Source organism: Halomonas sp. N3-2A (genome assembly GCF_002216165.1).
GTDB lineage: Bacteria > Pseudomonadota > Gammaproteobacteria > Pseudomonadales > Halomonadaceae > Vreelandella.
The window spans coordinates 2,936,805-2,956,149 of record NZ_CP022286.1; the positions used below are offsets into that span (position 1 = coordinate 2,936,805).

19 protein-coding genes are annotated in these 19,345 nt (G+C 52.1%); 6 read left to right on the forward strand and 13 right to left on the reverse strand.

The window, feature by feature from the left end; all coding sequences use genetic code 11:
- Nucleotides 1-8: 8 nt before the first annotated feature.
- Entirely contained in the window at nt 9-764 is a 756-nt protein-coding gene (locus CEK60_RS13760; protein ID WP_089039507.1) for an NAD(P)H-dependent oxidoreductase, read from the reverse strand.
- 88 nt (nt 765-852) lie between these two features.
- Here CEK60_RS13760 and CEK60_RS13765 point away from each other — a divergent pair, with 88 nt between their 5' ends.
- A complete protein-coding gene (locus CEK60_RS13765) occupies nt 853-1,749 on the forward strand; it encodes a LysR family transcriptional regulator (protein WP_089039508.1) in 897 nt (298 codons plus the stop codon).
- 55 nt (nt 1,750-1,804) lie between these two features.
- Here CEK60_RS13765 and CEK60_RS13770 read toward each other — a convergent pair whose 3' ends face one another.
- Nucleotides 1,805-2,728: a LysR substrate-binding domain-containing protein gene (locus tag CEK60_RS13770; RefSeq protein WP_089039509.1), complete on the reverse strand. Its 924-nt coding sequence runs from the start codon at nt 2,726-2,728 to the stop codon at nt 1,805-1,807.
- Between the two features lie 107 nt (nt 2,729-2,835).
- On the opposite strand from CEK60_RS13770, the gene CEK60_RS13775 reads away from it, so the two are divergent.
- Nucleotides 2,836-3,672 carry a PhzF family phenazine biosynthesis protein gene (locus tag CEK60_RS13775; RefSeq protein ID WP_089039510.1) on the forward strand — a complete coding sequence of 279 codons (837 nt, stop codon included), beginning with the start codon at nt 2,836-2,838 and terminating at the stop codon, nt 3,670-3,672.
- Between the two features lie 131 nt (nt 3,673-3,803).
- On the opposite strand, the gene CEK60_RS13780 is transcribed toward CEK60_RS13775, so the two are convergent.
- The 3 genes from CEK60_RS13780 to CEK60_RS13790 all read right to left on the reverse strand — a co-directional run bounded on the left by CEK60_RS13780 (nt 3,804) and on the right by CEK60_RS13790 (nt 6,076).
- Nucleotides 3,804-4,565 (reverse strand): class I SAM-dependent methyltransferase, encoded by a 762-nt coding sequence (locus tag CEK60_RS13780; RefSeq protein WP_089039511.1) that lies wholly within the window; start codon nt 4,563-4,565, stop codon nt 3,804-3,806.
- 87 nt (nt 4,566-4,652) lie between these two features.
- A complete protein-coding gene (locus CEK60_RS13785; protein ID WP_089039512.1) occupies nt 4,653-5,126 on the reverse strand; it encodes an NUDIX hydrolase in 474 nt (157 codons plus the stop codon).
- A gap of 50 nt (nt 5,127-5,176) precedes the next feature.
- Nucleotides 5,177-6,076, reverse strand: coding sequence for a LysR family transcriptional regulator (locus CEK60_RS13790; protein ID WP_089039513.1), 900 nt, complete (start codon nt 6,074-6,076; stop codon nt 5,177-5,179).
- 307 nt (nt 6,077-6,383) lie between these two features.
- Here CEK60_RS13790 and CEK60_RS13795 point away from each other — a divergent pair, with 307 nt between their 5' ends.
- Nucleotides 6,384-7,475 (forward strand): alkene reductase, encoded by a 1,092-nt coding sequence (locus tag CEK60_RS13795; RefSeq protein ID WP_089039514.1) that lies wholly within the window; start codon nt 6,384-6,386, stop codon nt 7,473-7,475.
- Nucleotides 7,476-7,514: 39 nt separating this feature from the next.
- Nucleotides 7,515-8,531 carry a zinc-binding alcohol dehydrogenase family protein gene (locus tag CEK60_RS13800; RefSeq protein WP_089040929.1) on the forward strand — a complete coding sequence of 339 codons (1,017 nt, stop codon included), beginning with the start codon at nt 7,515-7,517 and terminating at the stop codon, nt 8,529-8,531.
- A gap of 242 nt (nt 8,532-8,773) precedes the next feature.
- Here CEK60_RS13800 and CEK60_RS13810 read toward each other — a convergent pair whose 3' ends face one another.
- Nucleotides 8,774-9,274 carry a MarR family winged helix-turn-helix transcriptional regulator gene (locus tag CEK60_RS13810; protein ID WP_089039516.1) on the reverse strand — a complete coding sequence of 167 codons (501 nt, stop codon included), beginning with the start codon at nt 9,272-9,274 and terminating at the stop codon, nt 8,774-8,776.
- A gap of 100 nt (nt 9,275-9,374) precedes the next feature.
- On the opposite strand from CEK60_RS13810, the gene CEK60_RS13815 reads away from it, so the two are divergent.
- Both CEK60_RS13815 and CEK60_RS13820 read left to right on the forward strand, forming a co-directional pair.
- Nucleotides 9,375-10,310 (forward strand): DMT family transporter, encoded by a 936-nt coding sequence (locus CEK60_RS13815; protein WP_089039517.1) that lies wholly within the window; start codon nt 9,375-9,377, stop codon nt 10,308-10,310.
- A gap of 43 nt (nt 10,311-10,353) precedes the next feature.
- Nucleotides 10,354-10,992 (forward strand): NAD(P)-dependent oxidoreductase, encoded by a 639-nt coding sequence (locus CEK60_RS13820; protein WP_089039518.1) that lies wholly within the window; start codon nt 10,354-10,356, stop codon nt 10,990-10,992.
- A 56-nt stretch (nt 10,993-11,048) separates the two neighbouring features.
- Here CEK60_RS13820 and CEK60_RS13825 read toward each other — a convergent pair whose 3' ends face one another.
- From CEK60_RS13825 to CEK60_RS13855, 7 genes are all read right to left on the reverse strand, one after another.
- Nucleotides 11,049-11,543: a DUF523 domain-containing protein gene (locus CEK60_RS13825; RefSeq protein WP_226912875.1), complete on the reverse strand. Its 495-nt coding sequence runs from the start codon at nt 11,541-11,543 to the stop codon at nt 11,049-11,051.
- Between the two features lie 204 nt (nt 11,544-11,747).
- Entirely contained in the window at nt 11,748-13,130 is a 1,383-nt protein-coding gene (gene astB, locus CEK60_RS13830; RefSeq protein ID WP_089039520.1) for an N-succinylarginine dihydrolase, read from the reverse strand.
- Nucleotides 13,127-14,602 carry a succinylglutamate-semialdehyde dehydrogenase gene (astD, locus tag CEK60_RS13835; protein ID WP_089039521.1) on the reverse strand — a complete coding sequence of 492 codons (1,476 nt, stop codon included), beginning with the start codon at nt 14,600-14,602 and terminating at the stop codon, nt 13,127-13,129. Before astD ends, astB begins: the two co-directional genes overlap by 4 nt.
- Nucleotides 14,603-14,746: 144 nt before the next feature.
- Entirely contained in the window at nt 14,747-15,778 is a 1,032-nt protein-coding gene (gene astA, locus CEK60_RS13840) for an arginine N-succinyltransferase (RefSeq protein ID WP_089039522.1), read from the reverse strand.
- Nucleotides 15,778-16,842: an arginine N-succinyltransferase gene (locus CEK60_RS13845; RefSeq protein ID WP_089039523.1), complete on the reverse strand. Its 1,065-nt coding sequence runs from the start codon at nt 16,840-16,842 to the stop codon at nt 15,778-15,780. Before CEK60_RS13845 ends, astA begins: the two co-directional genes overlap by 1 nt.
- 35 nt (nt 16,843-16,877) lie before the next feature.
- The gene (locus CEK60_RS13850; RefSeq protein WP_089039524.1) at nt 16,878-18,092 is read right to left on the reverse strand and encodes an aspartate aminotransferase family protein; all 1,215 of its coding nucleotides are present in this window, start codon (nt 18,090-18,092) and stop codon (nt 16,878-16,880) included.
- Nucleotides 18,093-18,192: 100 nt separating this feature from the next.
- Nucleotides 18,193-19,167 carry a GlxA family transcriptional regulator gene (locus CEK60_RS13855; RefSeq protein WP_174412707.1) on the reverse strand — a complete coding sequence of 325 codons (975 nt, stop codon included), beginning with the start codon at nt 19,165-19,167 and terminating at the stop codon, nt 18,193-18,195.
- Between the last annotated feature and the right edge of the window lie 178 nt (nt 19,168-19,345).

Consider the following 19,345-nt stretch of genomic DNA (forward strand, 5'->3'; position numbering starts at 1 on the left):
TAGCGAGATCAATTTAGTCGCCAGCGCAGCGGCGCTGTTTGGCCTAAAACACCATCAGCGTCCCAATCATTCCAACCCGTAAAGGGAATGGGTGACTCGGCATCCAAACTTACAACCCGGGAAGCCCAAGCTCCTTTACATGCCTCCAAGTGGCCAATGATTTCGGTCTCCTCTTGATAGCGAATGCCGCCTCCCTGGATACCATAGCTAACCTGGGGAGCCAACACCTCAAAGCCAACGTAGTACAGCGATGAATGAATTGGCCATAGCCAATGAACCATATTGCCAGCGCGGCCAAAGGGCTGAAACGCCTTTTCTGGTGAACCGGTGGTTACCGATAGCATTGCTCGCTTGCCACGATAGTAGCCGCGATCGTAACGCATGCGGCTTGTATAGCGTCCGCCATATACCAGCACACGATCAAACCAACCTTTCAGAATGGCGGGCTGGGCGTGCCACCATAAAGGAAATTGGAAGATCACCAAATCTGCCCACTCCAGCCGTGCCAGTTCCCTCTGAACATCCTGCGCCAAGGTGTTTTGTTCGTAGTGAGCACGTTGCTCGTTAAGAGGGTAAAAATAGTTCTCATCCACTGCTTTGTGCGGATAGAGCTCAGTACGCTCCACTGGATCAAACCGCTCGGCATAGAGATCATCCACTTCGACGGAGTGCCCAGCATCTACTAGCTGTTTTACCGCGATATCCACTAAACCGCCATTAAACGACTGGCGTTCAGGATGAGCCAAGACAACCAATACATTCATACTGCATCTCCCCTGTTGATTGGTTTGATGACAGACTAACCTGTTCACATACGATCAAACATTGGCTAAAAATAAGAGATAGGTTTGCATGAATGAACAGCAAATAAGATGGGACGACCTACAAATTGTGCTAGCGATTGCCGAAACAGGATCGCTATCCGGCGCCAGCCGAGCGCTACGTATCAGTCATGCCACCGTCTTTAGGCGTTTAAGTGATATGGAGCGGCGGTTGGGGGTGACCCTTTTCGAGCGCAGCCGTACAGGGTATACACCGACCTTGGCGGGGGATGATTTGGCCGCTTCAGCCAAACGCGTGCAGAGCGAAGTCAACGGCGCCGAGCGCCGCATTATTGGGCAGGATTTGAGCCTCACCGGCAGCTTGCGAATCACCACTACCGACACACTTTTCGCAGGGTTACTCTCACCGCTACTGGCAAATTTTCGCCAGCACTACCCAGATATCACGCTGGAAGTGGTTATCTCCAACCAGCTTCAAAGTTTATCGCGGCGTGAGGCCGATATCGCTATTCGCCCTACCCGTAAGCCACCGGAAACCCTCGTAGGCCGCAGAGTAAGCGATATCAATCTGGCGATTTATGGACAAAAGGCGCTTTGGCAAAACGCTCCTCTCCTTCTAAACACCCCTCTGCCGCTAGACCCAGTGTCACTACAAAAAGAAACCTGGATAGGCCCGGATGTTCATCTAGGCGACACAGCACTTGAAAAGTGGATGATGGATAAAAGCGCCGCCTACAAGCTAGACAGCATGTTGGGTATGCAATCAGCAGTCCGCCACGGGGCGGGAATTGCAGTACTCCCCTGCTATCTCGGTGATGCCGATGAAGCCCTCCTCAGGCTAAGCGCCCCCATTGAAGCGCTGACCACCCCACTATGGTTGCTCACCCACCCAGACTTACGCCGTGTAGCCAGAGTACGCACGTTTATGGAAGCAATGGCAGAGGGAGTTCGCAACCAAGGACTCTAGCTCCGCACAGCGCTAATAGCGCTCACTATTGCGATTTCACCAACTCGGAAGCTGATCAATGCGCGAAAGGTATTTGAAAATTTTTAATTTCTTCAATTAACCAATGTTTAAATGCCATAACACGTGGATTTTCAATTTCAGCCGGATGTGACACTAGATAGTAAGCGAACTCGTGGCTACGCCAAGGCATAATCGCATGGATTTTCCGATCGAAAAGAAGCTGGCTGGCAATGGAGTGTCGACCAATACAAAGACCAAGACCACCAGCGCAGGCGGATAAGGCTAGACTGCTATCAGAGAACTGTAATTTCTGTAGCGATGAAGGTAACTCAACTCCTACTTCACGCAACCAAGGTTGCCAAGTATTCCAGGGCTCTGTTGGGTGAACACTACTGTCTTCCAATAACAACTGCGAACGTAACAGACTCTCAGGACGAGTATCCTGTAGGCTGCTAATTAGTGTTGAAGGGGCAAGTATCGTCACGGCATCGCCCATCAGGTGTTCAGCATGAAGGTTTGGGTAGTCTCCTGTGCCAAAACGGATTCCGATATCAGCTTGATTATCGCGGAAACTCAATAACTCACTCTCACCACGTAACGTCAGCTCCAGCCCAGGGTAAAGAGCTTTTAAATTGCCTAGCCGTGGAATCAGCCAGTAGTGAATAAAAGAGTGAGGGGCAGATAGCGTCAGCGGACCGTCCACCCCTTGTTGCTTCAGTTCTTTAGTTGCTTGTTCGATCTGGGTAAAGACATTAGATAAACGCCTATAGTAGCGGCGACCAGACTCCGTCAAAAGTACGCCACGTGGTAGGCGTACAAATAACGCAATATCGAGCCTACCTTCTAGCTCTTTAATACGATGGCTGACGGCTGCTGGAGTCAGGTTCAGCTCCTGAGCAGCAGAAGCAAAGCTACCTAACCGTGCGGCGGCTTCAAAGGCTCGAAGCGTGTTTAAAGGTGGAAAAGGGATTCTGCTCATGGCTAAAATTTAGTAACCCTATGGATGACAATAATGCAGTTTCCATTATTATTTTTAAGGTCACAATGATGTTCTCTCTAACATGATTCCTTCCGGAGCAGAACATCGTGAGTAAACCTCTATACCACCTAACAGCGTTTTCAACCGACCCGAGCAAAGGCAACCCTGCCGGCGTTTGGATTGGCGATGAGTTGCCGGATACTAAGACGATGCAAAGCATAGCCGCAGAGGTCGGTTACTCGGAAACCGCGTTTATCGCCCCAGCTAGCGGAAACATTAGAACCATTCGTTACTATAGCCCACTGACAGAGATCAACTTTTGTGGTCATGCCACGATTGCTAGTGCCGTTATGCTAGGGCGCTTAAGTGGTACCGGCACCTACCAGCTGGATACTGCCGTTGGCCGAGTACCTGTGGAGGTTCGCTCGGTCGATGGCCAGATTCAAGCAGCACTAACCTCGGTAGTACCCTCGCATAAACCTGCCTCAACAGCGTTGGTCGATGATGTGTTAGCGCTACTGCAATGGTCATCTGATGAGCTGGATCTAGCGATCCCCCCAGTCCTAGCCTACGGTGGCGTGTGGCACCTTATTTTGGCGGTCAACTCTCAGTCTCGATTGAGCCGACTTGATTACGATTTTGAAAAACTGAAGGCGTTAATGTTACGAGAGGAATTGACCACGCTGCAGCTAGTCTTTCGAGAACATAACGGTTTGTTTCATTCTCGGAACCCTTTCCCAATAGGCGGCGTCGTGGAAGACCCTGCCACCGGCGCTGCAGCTGCAGCACTAGGTGGGTATCTACGAGATGCCAAGCTGATTGATGCACCAGGGAAGTTTCTGATAAGGCAAGGGGAAACAATGGGACGCTTAAGCCTGCTGCAGGTCGAAGTACCTGAACAAGGAGGAATCGTAGTGGCTGGCACAGCCGTAGAAATCACTTAATTATTGCTATGCTGCTCAGAGCTGGGCCGACAAATCCTGCATGCAACACCTCCTCTATTTGGTCGGTGTTGCATCCATTACCTATCGGGACACTGCAGGCTTGAGAGACACTTCCTGGCCCACGTAGCTATTTACAATGAGGCTTCAAAAGTAATTGCGCTAGGTGATTCCACATCGCTATCACTGATTGAAAACGGGTGCTTATAGTCCAACGTAATAGAAACATTTTTAAACCCGGCTTCATGCAACAAGCTTCTGAATTCAAAAACACCCCAAAAGCGTAGAGAAAAAATCTCCAACTCTGAAGAGACTAAACTTCCTGAACGCCAGTGTTCATACCTCAATTGAGAAACTGTGGTCTGATGCAAATAGCTGGTTTTCACCCTTGACTCTGTTAAGGTCAGCATATCCGCGCCTAAATTCCACATGCGCGCTTCAGGCCCAGAAGCAAGCATAAAAGCCGATGAGTCTATATCTACAATAATTTTACCCGATTCTGATAAGCAAGCTTTTAAGCGCTTAAGAAAGTCTAAGCATGCAACAGGCGACTTAATTAACTGAATAGATCCTGCAGGCATCACTACAGCAGAAAACGTCTCTTGGTAGACAAAGTCTTCAAAATTTTGCTTGCTGACATTATCGGTTAAATTCCTTTTAGAAAGCTCCTTCTTGCAGATCTCTAACATATGAGGAGAGGCATCAAAGCCATGGACGACATGACCGGCCTCAAGCAGTGGTATAAGAAACCTCCCATTACCAACCGCAGGCTCTAAAATTGGCCCGCTAGTGTCCTTGAGGCGTGACAAATAAAACTCAATATCTCCAAACGTTCGGCCAATGGGTTTATCCACATGGTAAACCCAAGAGGCTAGAGATCCATACTCATTATCCATAAAGCCACTCTACTCCTTAGGTATCAATACATTAAACGGCGATTCCAAAACATCTTCCTTAGAAGAGTTCAGAAGTTAAAACCAACCTTACTCAACTAGCTCATTTTCATATACAGCCAGAGCTTGTCTCGCCACTTTTTCAACATCTAAGCTAAGAGCCAGGTTTTTTTCGTTTACATCATCCAGATTAAAGAAGCAGGCATCTAGTGCATCATCACCCGCGAAGGGCTCACCTGAAACCCATACACAGAGTACAGCCACAAGCACAAAATGATATTCAAGCTCACTACGTTTATTGAAGTCTAATACGTCAACAGCATTGAACACTCTATGCACGTTGGCGATAACATTTGTTTCCTCGTAAAGCTCTCTCAGCGCAGCTTCTTCTATGGTTTCGCCTCGCTCAATTTTTCCACCTGGGAAGCCCCACCGACCAGCATCAGGTGGGTTAGAGCGACGTACTAAGAGTACTTTATCATCTTTTAATAGAACGGCGATGGTTGCGACCACCGGGCGTTGTTCCGACGTCTCTATAAACTCACAGCCACCCTGACCAGACATCACACCCTCTGTATCGATTAAAAATGACGACTCATATTACACAAAGGAAATCAGGCTGAAAGCTTCTCGAGTCGTGACAAAAGAAACTGTCTCAGCGCCTGAACCGCTGGACTAAACTGGCGACGGTCGGCACAGATCAGATTGAACGGCGTGCGTTCAGTCTCCCAGTCTTCGCACAGAGGAACCAGGCGTCCATTACTCAAATCCTCAATAACATCCAGACGAGCCTTGTAAGCGATTCCTTTGCCGGACAGGGCCCAGCGCCGCACTGCCTCACCGTCATCGGCTACACGGCTGCCCCTCACTTTCACTGACACTTCTTGGCCATTTTTCCAGAAACGCCAGCGGCCATGCACGTCTTCACCGAGCATAAAACAGAGGCAGTTATGTTTCGTTAAATCCTCAGGACGAAGAGGCGTGCCGAACTGTTGGACATAGTCAGGCGAAGCGCAGAGCACGCGTCTGTTGTCTGGCGCAAGCGGCACAGCGATCAAGTTGGAGTCCGGCAATTCACCGTAACGTAAGGCGATATCAACCGGTTGGCGATATATATTAACCAATCGGTCAGACAATTGAATACGCAGGTCGATACGCGGATACAAATCGAGAAACTCATCTAGCCAGCCGAGTAGCAAATTCCGACCTATATCGGATGGCATGGATAGTTGCAGTACATCCTGAATAACGGTTTGACCTTTCTGTATAGCTTGGCAGCCATCATCCAGTAGTTGAAGTGCCTGCTGACAGTGACCAAGAAAGGTCTCGCCCTGATGAGTCAGGCGCAAGTGACGGGTTGACCGGATAAACAGCGGCACGCCGAGTTCGGCCTCCAGCCTTTTCACTGCAGCACTCGTGGCCGCGGGTGATAGGTCCATCTGCCTGGCAGCGGCTGAAAGGCTTCCCTGACGAGCGGTTTCGATAAAAATCTTGAGATCCTGAATAGAGCGCATATTCAAATATTTTTTGAAGGTATTTGTATTGAAGGCTAGTTTTTCAAACCAATAAGGTCAAATAAGCTGCTTCTGTTTTTAGTGCATTCCGCTAGATCAGAAGTCGCCATGTCTCTCTCTGTCTTGAAATGGCGTTTCTATTATCGGTCGCTAGCCAACTTTTAGGCCCGACTGATGGCGATGCACAGCAGTGGAGTCGAACTGTTTTCCCATCCCGGTATGCCGCTGTCTTATCTGTAGATAAGTGAGCTTAGTGGATGGCAATGGCATGCGATCGACACTACCCAGTTAATCAAAGGAGTCACTCATGAAGCTGTTCAGCTCATATTCGCTGCCGGGAAAGTCTCTGCACAACCGTGTCGTCATGGCCCCGATGACACGTGCCCGCAGTACTCAGCCGGGCAACATCCCCAATTCACTTATGGCTCAGTATTACGCGCAACGCGCCAGTGCTGGTTTGATCATTACGGAAGCATCGCAGATTTCTCAGCAAGGACAGGGGTATAGCTTCACTCCCGGCATCCATAGTGCTGAGCAGGTGGACGGCTGGCGCAAAGTGACGGATGCGGTCCATGCCGAGGCTGGGGTTATATACCTCCAGCTATGGCATGTAGGCCGTATGTCACATGCTAATTTTCATCAGGGAGCCTTACCTGTTGCACCTTCGGCCATCAATCCTGAGGCCAGTATCTGGCTAGCCGATGAAAACGGTGTGGGTGGCATGGTGCCCTGCCCAACGCCACGCGCACTGGAAACCGAAGAGATTCAGGGCGTGGTAGAAGACTATCAACAGGCCGCCCGGAACGCCATGGAAGCCGGTTTTGATGGTGTTGAGATTCATGCCGCCAATGGCTACCTGATTGATGAATTTCTACGCACCACCTCGAATACGCGCTCAGACGCTTATGGTGGCAATCGTGACAATCGAATCCGTTTTCTGATTGAGGTTGCCGAAGCAGTGGCAGGCGAAGTGGGAGCTGAAAAAGTGGGCGTGCGTCTGGCTCCGTTCATTACGGCTCGTGGCATGAGCTGCCCGGATATCATCCCCACCATTCTGCATGCGGCAACTCAGCTACAGGAACTGGGTATCGGGTACATCCATCTGGCTGAAGCTGACTGGGATGATGCCCCCGAGATACCGAGCGATTTCCGCCTGGCGCTACGTCAAGTGTATCAGGGCACGCTGATTGTGGCTGGACGTTATGACAAGGAACGGGCCAGTCAAATGATCGATTCTGGGCTGTCTGACCTGGTGGCGTTTGGCCGCCCGTTTATAGCGAACCCTGACCTGCCTATGCGCCTGCATCACTGTTTGCCTCTGGCCAGTTTTCAGAATGACAGCCTTTTCGGCGGTGATGCCGAGGGCTATACAACCTACCCCGCTTACTCGGCGACTTAAAACTTTCAGATAAAACAGGAGTACAACATGGCACAGACAATGAAAGCAATCGGCTACCAACAGGCTCTGCAGATTCAGGAGGAGGCATCACTCTGCGATATCGAACTACCGATACCGGAACCCAGTGGGCACGATGTACTGGTTGAAGTGAAAGCCGTGGCGGTCAACCCGGTGGATACCAAAATTCGCGCCAATGTCGAGCCTAACCAAGGTAGCTGGAAGGTTCTTGGCTGGGACGCTGCAGGTATTGTGACATCTGTGGGAGAGAAGGTCAGCGCTTTCAAGCCCGGAGATGCTGTTTGGTATGCTGGGGATCTCAGCCGTCAGGGCAGTAATGCTCAATACCAGCTGGTGGACGAGCGTATTGTCGGTCGCAAGCCCGGCTCTCTCGATTTTGCCAGTGCCGCTGCGCTGCCGCTGACAGCCATTACCGCTTGGGAAATGCTGTTCGACCGACTGAACATCAAACCCGGTCGGGAGCACGCAGGTGAGAAACTGCTGGTTATCGGTGCTGCTGGTGGTGTTGGTTCCATTCTGGTTCAGCTGGCGAGCCAACTAACCAGTCTGACCGTTATTGCCACGGCCTCTCGGGCGGAAAGTCAGGCCTGGTTGGAACAGTTAGGTGCGCATCATGTTATCAATCATAAAGCATCGCTGAGTAAGCAACTGCAGGAATTAGAGGTTGGAGAAGTTGACCATGTTGTCAGCCTTAACCACACCGAAGAGCATCTTGACGAGATTGTTGCTGCACTGAAGCCGCAGGGTCAGTTTGGCTTGATCGACGACCCTGAAGCACTGAATGTACGTGCACTAAAGAGTAAAAGTCTCTCCTTACACTGGGAGTTCATGTTTACCCGTTCCATGTATAAGACCACAGACATGGTTGCCCAGCAAAAGCTGCTGAATGAAGTCGCCGCGCTGGTTGATCAGGGTATCTTGAAGAGTACGTTGGGTGTCAATGCGGGCAATATCAATGCGACTAACCTGCGTAGGGCTCACGAAAAATTGGAGGCCGAGAGTATGATTGGCAAAGTGGTACTCGAGGGATTCGAATAAACAGCGTTAGCCGAGATGAGCGCTAGCTTCTAATGCGAGAGGAAGCCCGTTTTTAGCGGGCTTCCTCTTGTTCAGCACACGAAAAACACTCAACCCCGTTAACATTAAAAATCGCCCACAAAACATGATTTGGGCTCGCCTTTTATATGTCAGCGCTTCAATGGGGGCGCTTAGCCTGAGCAGTACTGCCCTAGGTAGGATGCTCAACAATATCGATGTGTACGCGGCTATAGCACACACCGCTACTGCTCCAATCCCGCTAAAAACTGCTTCAGCAGAGCATCTAATTGCGCCAGTTGTTCTTCACTTAGGCCACTCACCAGTTGCGCCTGCGCTTCCACATGAGCGGTAACCGCTTCATCAATCAATTCAAATCCACGCTGTGAAAGAGAGATCAAAAAACCGCGCCCATCCTCTGGGTTTTTGACCCGTTCAATCAAACCAGCCTTTTCCAACAGGTTGATACGGTGAGTCATGGTGCCAGAGGTCACCATCGTGGAAGCCATTAACCCCCCTGGCGATAACGCAAACGGGGGGCCTTCTCGGCGAAGGGTCGCCAAAACGTCAAAACTTGCACCGTTCAGCCCGTACTTTGTCCAGGTCTTTTCCAGTTCACGGGTTAAGCAGTAGCTCAGTCGCTTAATCCGCCCAAGGGTGGCCATCGGTGCAACATTAAGGTCAGGCCTTTCCTGTCGCCACTGATTAAGAATTCTATCCACATGATCTCTATCCACATGATCCATAGAAGTACTGCGCTCCTTATTATTGCTTAGCCCATTTATCTTGACGTCAAGAGAACCTGCATATATCTTGATATCAAGACATTAATTGAGAGCATATCTAATGGCATTATCAAACACAATTGCTACACACTCACCAAAAAGGGCCTGGCTTGCACCACTGATTTACCTACTGTCAGGAGGAGCACTACTAGGCCTGTCAACAAACTTGGCTAAATTTGCTGGTGAAATGCAGCTATCTGCACTCGCATTTCTGTTTTGGTCAATCACTGGGGCGGCGTTAATTCTGTTGGCCGTCTCAGCACTGCGTGGTCATTTACCGCCTATAAGCTTGCGCTCGGTTGAGTACTACTCCGTAGCCGCACTGCTTGGCGTGGCTGGCTCTAACTTGATCTTTTTCTCCGCTATCCCACATGTGGGTGCTGGGTTCGTTGCCTTGATCATTACGCTACCGCCGCTGCTCACCTACATTGGTGCGCTGTTATTGAAAATAGAAAAATTTCAATTTATGCGAGCGGCTGGTGTTATGTCTGCGCTGTTGGGTGCCATCACCTTAGCAGCCAATAAGCTATCGTCACCTGATGCCAATCACCTCTGGATTCTGATTGCCCTGGCTGGCCCAGTGCTCTTAGCCATCGGCAACATCTACCGGACTCTGCGCTGGCCTGCAGGTGTGTCGAGCGGTGCTCTGGCCCCCGGCATGCTGATTGCCGCCGTTGTAATCCTGCTAGGAATAGGCTTCTTACCAGGCTTTTCGTTGCGTGTTCCAACTCAACACCACTTGCCCATCATGCTGATTGCACTCCAAGCGCTAGTGTTCGCAGGCCAGTTCTTTCTACTGTTCCTGCTCCAGAAAAGCGGTGGCCCCGTATTCCTGAGCTTATTGGGTTCCGTCGGCGCTGTCGTGGGGGTGCCTGTTGCGATCTTCCTCCAGGGAGAAGCCGCCCCTGAGGGCCTACTCCTAGGCATTGTCTTAATTGGCGCAGGTATTCTCCTGCTCAATATTGGCAAAGCCAAACAGCTTTCTCGTACTAACTGAATATCTACTCAATCAAGATCCACTCAACCAAGGAATAACGATCATGAAAATCGCGATACTCGGTGCCGCAGGTGACGTCGGAACACGCATTATGAGTGAGGCGTTAGCGCGGGGACATCACGTCACAGGTGTAGTAAGAACTGAAAGTCAGCGTCATAAGCTGCCTGCTGAGGCAAGCTACTGTGTCGCCGATATATCAGACCCACACCAGCTAGCGCAGGCGGTCGAAGGCCAGGATTTATTGATCAGCGCTGTTCGCCCACCAGGGGGGCAGGAAGCGCTGATGGTGACACTCACGGATGTGATTCTCAACAGCGCCCTCGCCGAACAACGTGTGCTATTAGTGGGCGGAGCCGCTCGATTACTCATCCCCGGACGCAACGGGGAAACGGTGTTAACAGCCCCCGACTTTCTACCGGCAACAGCTCTAGAAATTGCCAAGGTTTGCCAAGCACAGTACCAACGGTGCCTTGCCGAAACTCGCACAGCATGGACCTACGTCTCTCCTGCCGCCATGCTCGTCCCTGGAAAGCGGACAGGCAGCTTTCGCCTTGGCTCGGACACTCTTGTCATGGATAAGAACGGGGAATCGCTTATTTCAATGGAGGATTTTGCAGTGGCGATGCTTGATGAAGCAGAAACGCCAACACATATTCAACAGGCATTTACCTTAGGATACTAAGCCGATAAGACGCGGTACACCGAGTGCTAGGGAGCCTCTGGTTAGCTCTCGACGCTTTAATCATCATGTTTAGCGAGAAGCGCTTGATTGGCCTCCGCTATTTCATACTGATTAAACACCCGTATACCATGCTGGCGGAGCAGTGCGGCGGTTACTCCCATGCCTGGCACTTTTTTACCGGAAAAACTGCCATCATAGATAGCGGAACTTCCGCATGATGGGCTAGATTCAGCGAGTACCGCGACGCTTATATTAAATTTAAGACATAAATCTAGAGCAACGGAAGCCCCCGCCAAAAACTCGGCAGTGACATTGGCTCCCTCTTTTTCAATCACATCGGCTTCGCCATTTATTACGCTCTGACCATTGCCTTCAAAAATCTCTGCAGGCTGCCTGGGAATACTCATTCCCGCCTCAACCTCAGGGCAGACAGAAACAATTCGTCTTTCAGAATGCCACTGCTCAATAATCTGGTCTGCCACGGGAAGGGCTCGACCATCATAGCGAACCTTTTTCCCTAGAAGGCAGGCACTCATTAATACTTTTTTCAAAATACCGATCTCTAGTTTTGGTGGTTAGTCGTTAGAGCACTTAGCGAATACTAACACTCCCATGCTGACCACTCCCCCTGAGCCGCGAACATTGCGGGTGCGCTGTAGGTTTACCACGCACTACCAACTATTTGAAGCCAATCCGTTGCAGTCATATACGATTAACGCCAAGGCTGTGCCTTGGCGTTTTGCTGGGTGTACTTCTTACCCCAACTGAAATGGGTAAACTGCCCCCACTTTTAGCAATTGCGTCAGCTCATCTAACGCCGTGAGCACTTCTGTGGCGAGCTTAGGATCGGCTAGATCATCTGCCGCAAGGCGATCACGGTAGTGGCGATTGACCCAAGCAGTCAGATCATCGTACAGCGCATCATTCATTAATACGCGGCCGGTCAACGCTGCCCGTTCGGCTTCGGATAGGGCAACCCGCAGGCGCAGACAGGCGGGGCCACCGCCGTTGCGCATGCTCTGTTTAACGTCTTTAACGACCACGTCACTAATCGGATTATTGCCCGCCAGAATAAAGTCCTGGATCGTACGCCAAACCGCTTCACGCTCTTGGCATTCGCTGGGCACGACCAGCGTCATGGTGCCATCCGGGTTGGAAAGGAGCTGGGAGTTAAACAGGTACGATGCTACCGCATCCTCCATGCTCACCGCGTCTAGCGATACCCGCACGGGAATCAGTGGTGTGGACATTTTGCTACGCAGCTCATCTAAGGTGCGCGCTTCATCCAAAAAGGCCATTTCGTGATAGAGCAATACGGGGCCATTACCCACGGCAATGACATCGTTGTGGAAGACACCCGCATCGATAGCATCCGGATGCTGCTGCGCAAACACCGTTTGTGCATCCGTTAACCCGTGCTGGCGAGCCACTGCTTGACTGGCTTCCAGGGTTTGCCGAGCGGGAAAGCGTTTTGGCTCACGCTCGCCGCTACGCACGTCACCAAATGCTTGGCGACCATACACAAATAAGTGAACGCCTGGCTCGCCGTGCTCCCCACATAGCCGAGTATGATTGGCTGCGCCTTCATCAGAAAAAGCAGGCGTTGCTGGCAGTACCGGATGATGAGCAAAGTGCTGCTCATCATGGAAAATAGCCTGCAGCACACGGCCGGTGGTTTGCGGCTCTAGGTAGCGATGAAAACTGGATTGCAGGTTAGCCGGTGTAAAATGCACTCGGCGGTCAGGCGCATCAACACTCGGGGTAACGGTGCCTGCGTTGGCCGTCCACATACTGGAAGCTGAGCAGACCGCCCTCAGCAGTTGGGGTGCCTCTTTTGCGGCACGGTTCAGCACGTCGCTATTGCTACCGCTGAAGCCTAAATCCCGCAGTGCACCCACATCAGGGCGCTGTTGAGGTGGCAATACGCCCTGAGCGTAGCCAGCATCCATCAGTGACTTCATTTTCAGAAGCCCTTGCAGTGCGCCCTCTTTAGGGTTGGACACCAGACCACCATGACTCATCGACGCCACGTTGCCATGGGCCAGCCCTGAGTAGTTGTGGGTGGGCCCAACCAAGCCGTCAAAATTGACTTCTCTGACGCTGTTATTAACTACGTTGTTATTCACCACGTCGCTCATAGGTTGACTCCTGGCGGCAGCGTTTCCGGCATTTCCAAGCTATCGGCCTCCATCGACGCCACTGGGTAAGCGCAGTAGTCCGCCGCATAGTAAGCGCTGGGGCGGTGGTTACCGCTATCACCTACGCCACCAAAGGGAGCGTCGCCAGAAGCCCCAGTGGTTTGGCGGTTCCAGTTCACGATACCCGCACGAATGCGTAGCAGGAAGTCGTCCCAGTCGGCTTTATCACCACCGATAAGTCCTGCAGACAAGCCGTAGCGTGTATCGTTGGCAAGGGCTAACGCCTCATCCCAATCGCTGTAACGATGGATTTTCAGCAGTGGGCCGAAATGTTCTTCATCGGGCACGTCCAACCCTGTGACATCAATCAGTGCCGGGCTTAACAGGCTGGTGTTCTCTTTAAGGCGCTGCATCCGGTTAATTACCGTACCGCCCAGGGCTTCCAGCTCGTCTTGCGCCTTAAGCAAGCCATCGGCAGCTGCCACGCTGACCAAGCCGCCATAGAACGGCGCCGCCGGTGCTTCTTCAAATTGCCCTGCCACGTGTAGCTTGGCGATAGCGTCGGAAAGCGCGTCGATCAGGCGATCGCCAACGTCCCCTTGCGGCACCATCAAGCGGCGGGCGCAGGTGCAGCGCTGGCCACCGGATAAAAACGCCGATTGCAGAATAGTCAGTACAGCAGCACGCTCGTCGTCGACATCCTTCACCACCAGCGGGTTGTTGCCGCCCAATTCCAGCGCCAGGATTTTATCCAACTGCCCGGCGAACTGCTGCTGCAACATGCCACCCACTTTAGCGCTGCCCGTAAACAGCAGGCCGTCAATGCCGGGGTGCGCTGCCAAGGCTTGGCCTACAGCGACACCACCTTGCACTAGGTTAATCACCCCTGCAGGCAGCCCTGCTTCCACCCAGCACTGCAGGGTTAAATCGGCGGTCAACGGGGTTTGGTCGCTAGGCTTAAACACCACGGTATTACCGGCGAGCAACGCGGGTACCATATGGCCATTGGGTAGGTGACCGGGGAAGTTGTAGGGGCCAAAGACCACCATGACACCGTGGGGGCGATGGCGCAGTACGGCTTTCGCACTACCCACTTCTTTTTCCCGCTCACCAGTGCGCTCATGATAAGCCTTGATAGACAACGCCACCTTTCCGACCATCGCGCCAGCTTCAGTGCGTGCTTCCCAAAGCGGCTTGCCGGTCTCAGAGGCAATCGCTATCGCTAACTCTTCACGACGGGCGGTAAGTACCTCAACAAAACGCTCAACAAGTGCTTGGCGCTCAGCAAACGTAGTGCGCGCCCATTCAGGAAAAGCTACACGCGCGGCATCAATAGCGGCGCCAACCTGTGCGCTTGAAGCCGAAGCACCTTGCCACAGCAGTGTTCCTGAAACCGGATCGTGCTTTGTGAAGGTATCGGCATCGCCCGTTACCCAGGCGCCGTTAATCAGTTGCTGCTGTTGGGCGTGCATGTTTATCTCCTTCCCGTATGCGTGCTTGTTGTGCGAGCTTGTTATGTATATTTATTCTGAAAGACTGTTTAAAACCGTTCTTGAAAAGCTGTTCTCGAGAAGCTGTTCTTGAAAGGCTATTTTTGAAAAACGGTTCTTGAAAAACTAGGTTTCCAATAAGCGTAGGTAGTCACCCGTCGTCACGCCCAGGCGATCCGCTTCTTGCGGGTTAAGCACGATGGTGTTTTCCTCGCTGGGTCCGCGGCCTATCCAACTAGCGGTGAAGTTAAGCATCTCGGTAGAGGCTGCCAGCCAGCGACTGACGCTTTCGTCGGGAGCATTTTGAGAAACTTCCACTTGGCAGAGCTGCGAATTACGAATCGCTCGCACGTCGTCAATATAGGCTTCCACCGTGGGGCCACCATCGAAAATATCGATATAGCCTTCCCAACGCAGCCCTTCTTTCTTGAGCATTTCAAGGGCTGGTCGAGTATGGCGGTGCACTTGGCCAATACAGGCAAGTGCCTCTTCCGACATAAACGTGGTGTAGATCGGGAACTTAGGCATCAGCTCACCGATAAAGCTTTTTTGGCCTAGCCCGGTTAACCGATCGGCCTCATTAAAGTCCATGGGGAAAAAGTGTTTACCCAGGCTTTCCCAAAAGGGGCTGGTGTTATTTTCATCAAACACGCCACGCATTTCCGCCAGCACTTTTTGCGGAAAACGATCACGGAACTGAGCCATAAACAGCCAGCGAGCTTTGGAAAGCAGCGCGCCATTACGTAAGTGTTTATTCGCTTCGCCGCGGTATTCAGGGCGTAAGAACAGCGAACATACTTCCGCATCGCCAGTGTGGTCGGAACTTAAAAATAGCGTGTCGATTGTACGGTGCAAGTCCAGTTGTACCGATGAATGGGCCAGTGTTCCCAGGCGGTAGTGGTAAAAAGGCACTTCACGACCTACTTGACCTTCAATAGCGCAGCAACCGGCCAACTCTCCACTTTGCTCATCTTCCAGTACAAAAAAATAGAGTCGATCATCGGCTGGCGTGCGCTCTTCAAAGGCACGGGCAGCGGCTTCAATTTTGCCAGCCAAAAACTCGCGGTTATCCGGCAGTGAGGTAAAGCCAACGCCTGCCTGTTGCGCAAGCGCCTGGAGCCCATCCAAATCGTCGCGGGCAATGGGTCGAATGCGCATTACATCTCTCCTTCATCAAGCGCATCTACCGCGCTTGGCAGGCTTAATGGCGCGGCCAGCACCGCGCGCCCCTCTTCAACACCCAACTGTTTAGCGTGCTGTGGTGAAAGCATTAATTGCCCAGTAGGCGAAAGCGCATAACGCGCTACAATACAGCGGAAATCACCTAAGGTTTGATTGGCAATCATCGCAGGCTCTGCATCGGGCAGTGCGTGTTCAGGGCGTACCCTGACAGGATGCCAAGCGGCACGACGGAAAGTTTCCAATCGCTCACGCTCGGCTTTTACAATCGGCCCTGCGTCGAAAATATCGACATGGCGGGAGCGCACAAAGCCTTCTGCCAGCATTTCTGCTAGTGCATCTTCATGGGCAGGATGCTCTCGGCCAATGGCAGCGCGTGCCTGAGGCGTTAGCAGCGGTAGATAAAGCGGAAATTGCGGCATCACTTCAGCAATAAAGCTTTTCGAGCGAACGCCAGCAATGTGATTCATTTCTTGGAAGCTGCGCGCAAAAAAGTGGCGACCGACGCTTTCCCAAAAAGGCGATTCGTTTTTGCCATCCAGATAGCCCGGAAAGGCGACCGCCAGAATGCGTGAAAAACGCTCGGGGTATTGAGCAATGAACATTAGTCGCGCACGGCGTAACAGACTTTCTGCACTGGTGCCTTTGTAGCGTGGGTTAAGCGATAGCGCACAGAGCAGCGTGGCATCAGAGGCTTCATGAGAAAGCGCCAAGGTTTGCACTTCCCGGCGCACATTCAGCTGTTGAGAAGCATGAATCAGCGTTTCCTGGCGATAGGTGTAGTAGGCTTCAGCTGCGCCTGCCTGGGCGCGAATAGTCGCCGTGCCGAGTACTTCCTCGCGGTCATCATCTGCCAGTACGAACATGTAGTGCTCGTTACCAGGGAACTCTATGTCGCTATTAAAGGCTTCCTGGGAGCGCACAATGCGCTCCTCAAGCCGATCACGGTTGGCGGGCAGATTGGTGAGCCGCGGCACCGCGTGCTCTGCCAACTGCTCCAGGGCTGGAAGATCAGCCATTGTTACCGGTCGAATTACCAGCATCCTTAACGCCCCCTCTTGTGTGGCTTCTTGCCTACTCATGCGCTGGCAACTAGCCGCTCAATAGCACGCTCTAAACGCGCCATACCCTCAGCAATATCCGCTTCCGGAATGACTAAAGATGGCGCCATACGTAGCACGTTGGGACCCGCAACCAGTGCCATCACACCCTCTTCGATAGCCAGCGGCAGAATGTCTTTAGCGCGGCCTTCAAAGGCATCTGACATTTGTGCGCCCATCAGCATTCCCATGCCGCGAATTTCTTTAAATACGCCATATTTGCGGTTAATGGTTTCTAAATGCTCGCGGAACAGGTCGTGACGGTGCTTAACGCCGTTAAGTACTTCAGGAGTATCAATGAATTCCACAGCCGCTAGAGCAACCGCAGATGCCAACGCATTGCCACCGTAGGTAGAACCATGGGTACCAATCGCCAGAGACTTCGCAATCGCATCCGTGGTTAAAGTGGCACCAATCGGGAAGCCGCCGCCCAATGACTTGGCACTGGTGAGAATATCCGGAGTGATACCGAAGTTTTTGTAGGCGTAAAGTTCACCGCTGCGGCCAACGCCCGTTTGTACTTCGTCAAAAATCAGCAGCGCGTTGTGTTCGTCACACAGATCACGCAGGCCCTGAAGGAACTCTTGGGTCGCGGGAACAATGCCGCCTTCGCCCTGCATCGGCTCAACCATAATGGCACAGGTATCGTCGCCCACTAGCTTGCGTACGCTTTCCAGGTCATTGAAGTTGGCATGCAGAATGCCACCTGGCACCGGGCCAAAGCCTTGCGAATACTTGGGTTGACCACCCACACTCACGGTGAAGAAAGTGCGGCCATGGAAAGACTGATAAAACGAGATAATTTTATCTTTCTGCTCGCCATGGTGGTCTACCGCCCAACGGCGGGCTAGCTTCAGCGCAGCTTCGTTAGCTTCGCCGCCGGATGAGCACAAGAACACTTTATCGGCAAAAGTACGCTCAGTGAGTGTTTTGGCAAGCGCCAGTGCTGGCTCGTTGGTGAATACGTTAGACAAGTGCCAAAGCTTTTCGCCCTGCTCTTTAAGCGCATTCACGAGCACCGGGTGACAGTGGCCAAGCGAGTTCACTGCAATACCACCAGCAAAGTCGATATATTCACGCCCCTGCTGATCCCACAAGCGGCTGCCTTCGCCACGCACTGGAATAATCTGTTGTGGCGAGTAGTTTGGCGCCATGTAGTTATCGAAATCCTGACGGCTTGGGGTGTAGCTCATGGGACGATACCTCCGGTGGAGTAAAGGATAGATTCAGTATACGGGGGGCAATAGACGCCGTGCTTTCAGTATTGGGACGGTAAATTATGAAAAGCCGCGCTTATCCAAGCCGTTCTTCCCGCGGTGTAATGCCAAAGTGATTACGATAGGCGGTAGAGAAGTGCGCACCAGAAGAGAATCCGGTCATCAGCGCGATATCACCTACCGGGCGATCGCTCTCTCTTAATTGTTTACGCGCATCTTGTAAGCGTAAATCCAGGTAATAGCGACTGGGCACTGCCTGCAGATACTTTTTGAACAGTCGCTCTAGCTGGCGTCGAGAAATACCCAAATGCTCGGCCAGCTCTAGCGTAGAAAGCGGCTCTTCAATATTAGCTTCCATCAACGTGACGGCATCTACTAGGCTTTGTGGCGCATGGCCAAGGCGATTACGCAGTGGTACATGCTGGCGTTCATCGGCTAAGCGAATGCGATCACAAACGAACTGCTCTGAAACCTGCTCGGCAAGGCGCTGGCCGTGATGCTTACCAATCAGCGTTAGCATCATATCCATTGCCGCAGTGCCACCGGCACAGGTTATCCGATCGCGATCAATCTCAAACAGTTGCTGAGAAAGCGTGACCTGAGGATAAGCCTGTGCAAACGCGTCGAAGCGCTGCCAGGGCAATGTGGCGCGGTAGCCTTCTAATAGCCCGCAGCGGGCAAGCACTTCCGTACCTCCCGCAAGGCCACCAATAGCCACACCTCTGCCCTGATGACTGCGCAGCCACTCATTTAGCTTGGCGGGCAGTGCATAGGGTAGTGGTGTAGGGGCACATACCAACAGCATATCAAGCGGACCGAGCGGCGCGCCTAAGACATGTTGAGCGAGTAAGGAAAGTTGTGCGCCACTGCGCACAGGCTCATCGGTTAAGCTTAACGTAACGGTGTGGTAAAGCATCTGCCCGCTTAGCTGATTGGCCATCTGCAGCGGCTCGATAGCGCTCGCATGGGCCAACAGCGAAAAACCAGGCAGCAACACAAAGGCCACCCGCCGACGTTCACTGGCGGATGACATCAACGTACTTGAGGACATAACAAGTTGCTTTGCTGCATAGAAATCGCCGCCAACTTAGATAAATAGCTAGAGAAAAAGCCATCTTACCCAATTGCGCAAGTGAAGGCAGCGCTATGGCTCTTAAAACTAAAATAGGAGGCATAAATACAAAATTGCCGGGCACTAGGCCCGGCAACAGAAGGAGTATGTGTCTTGG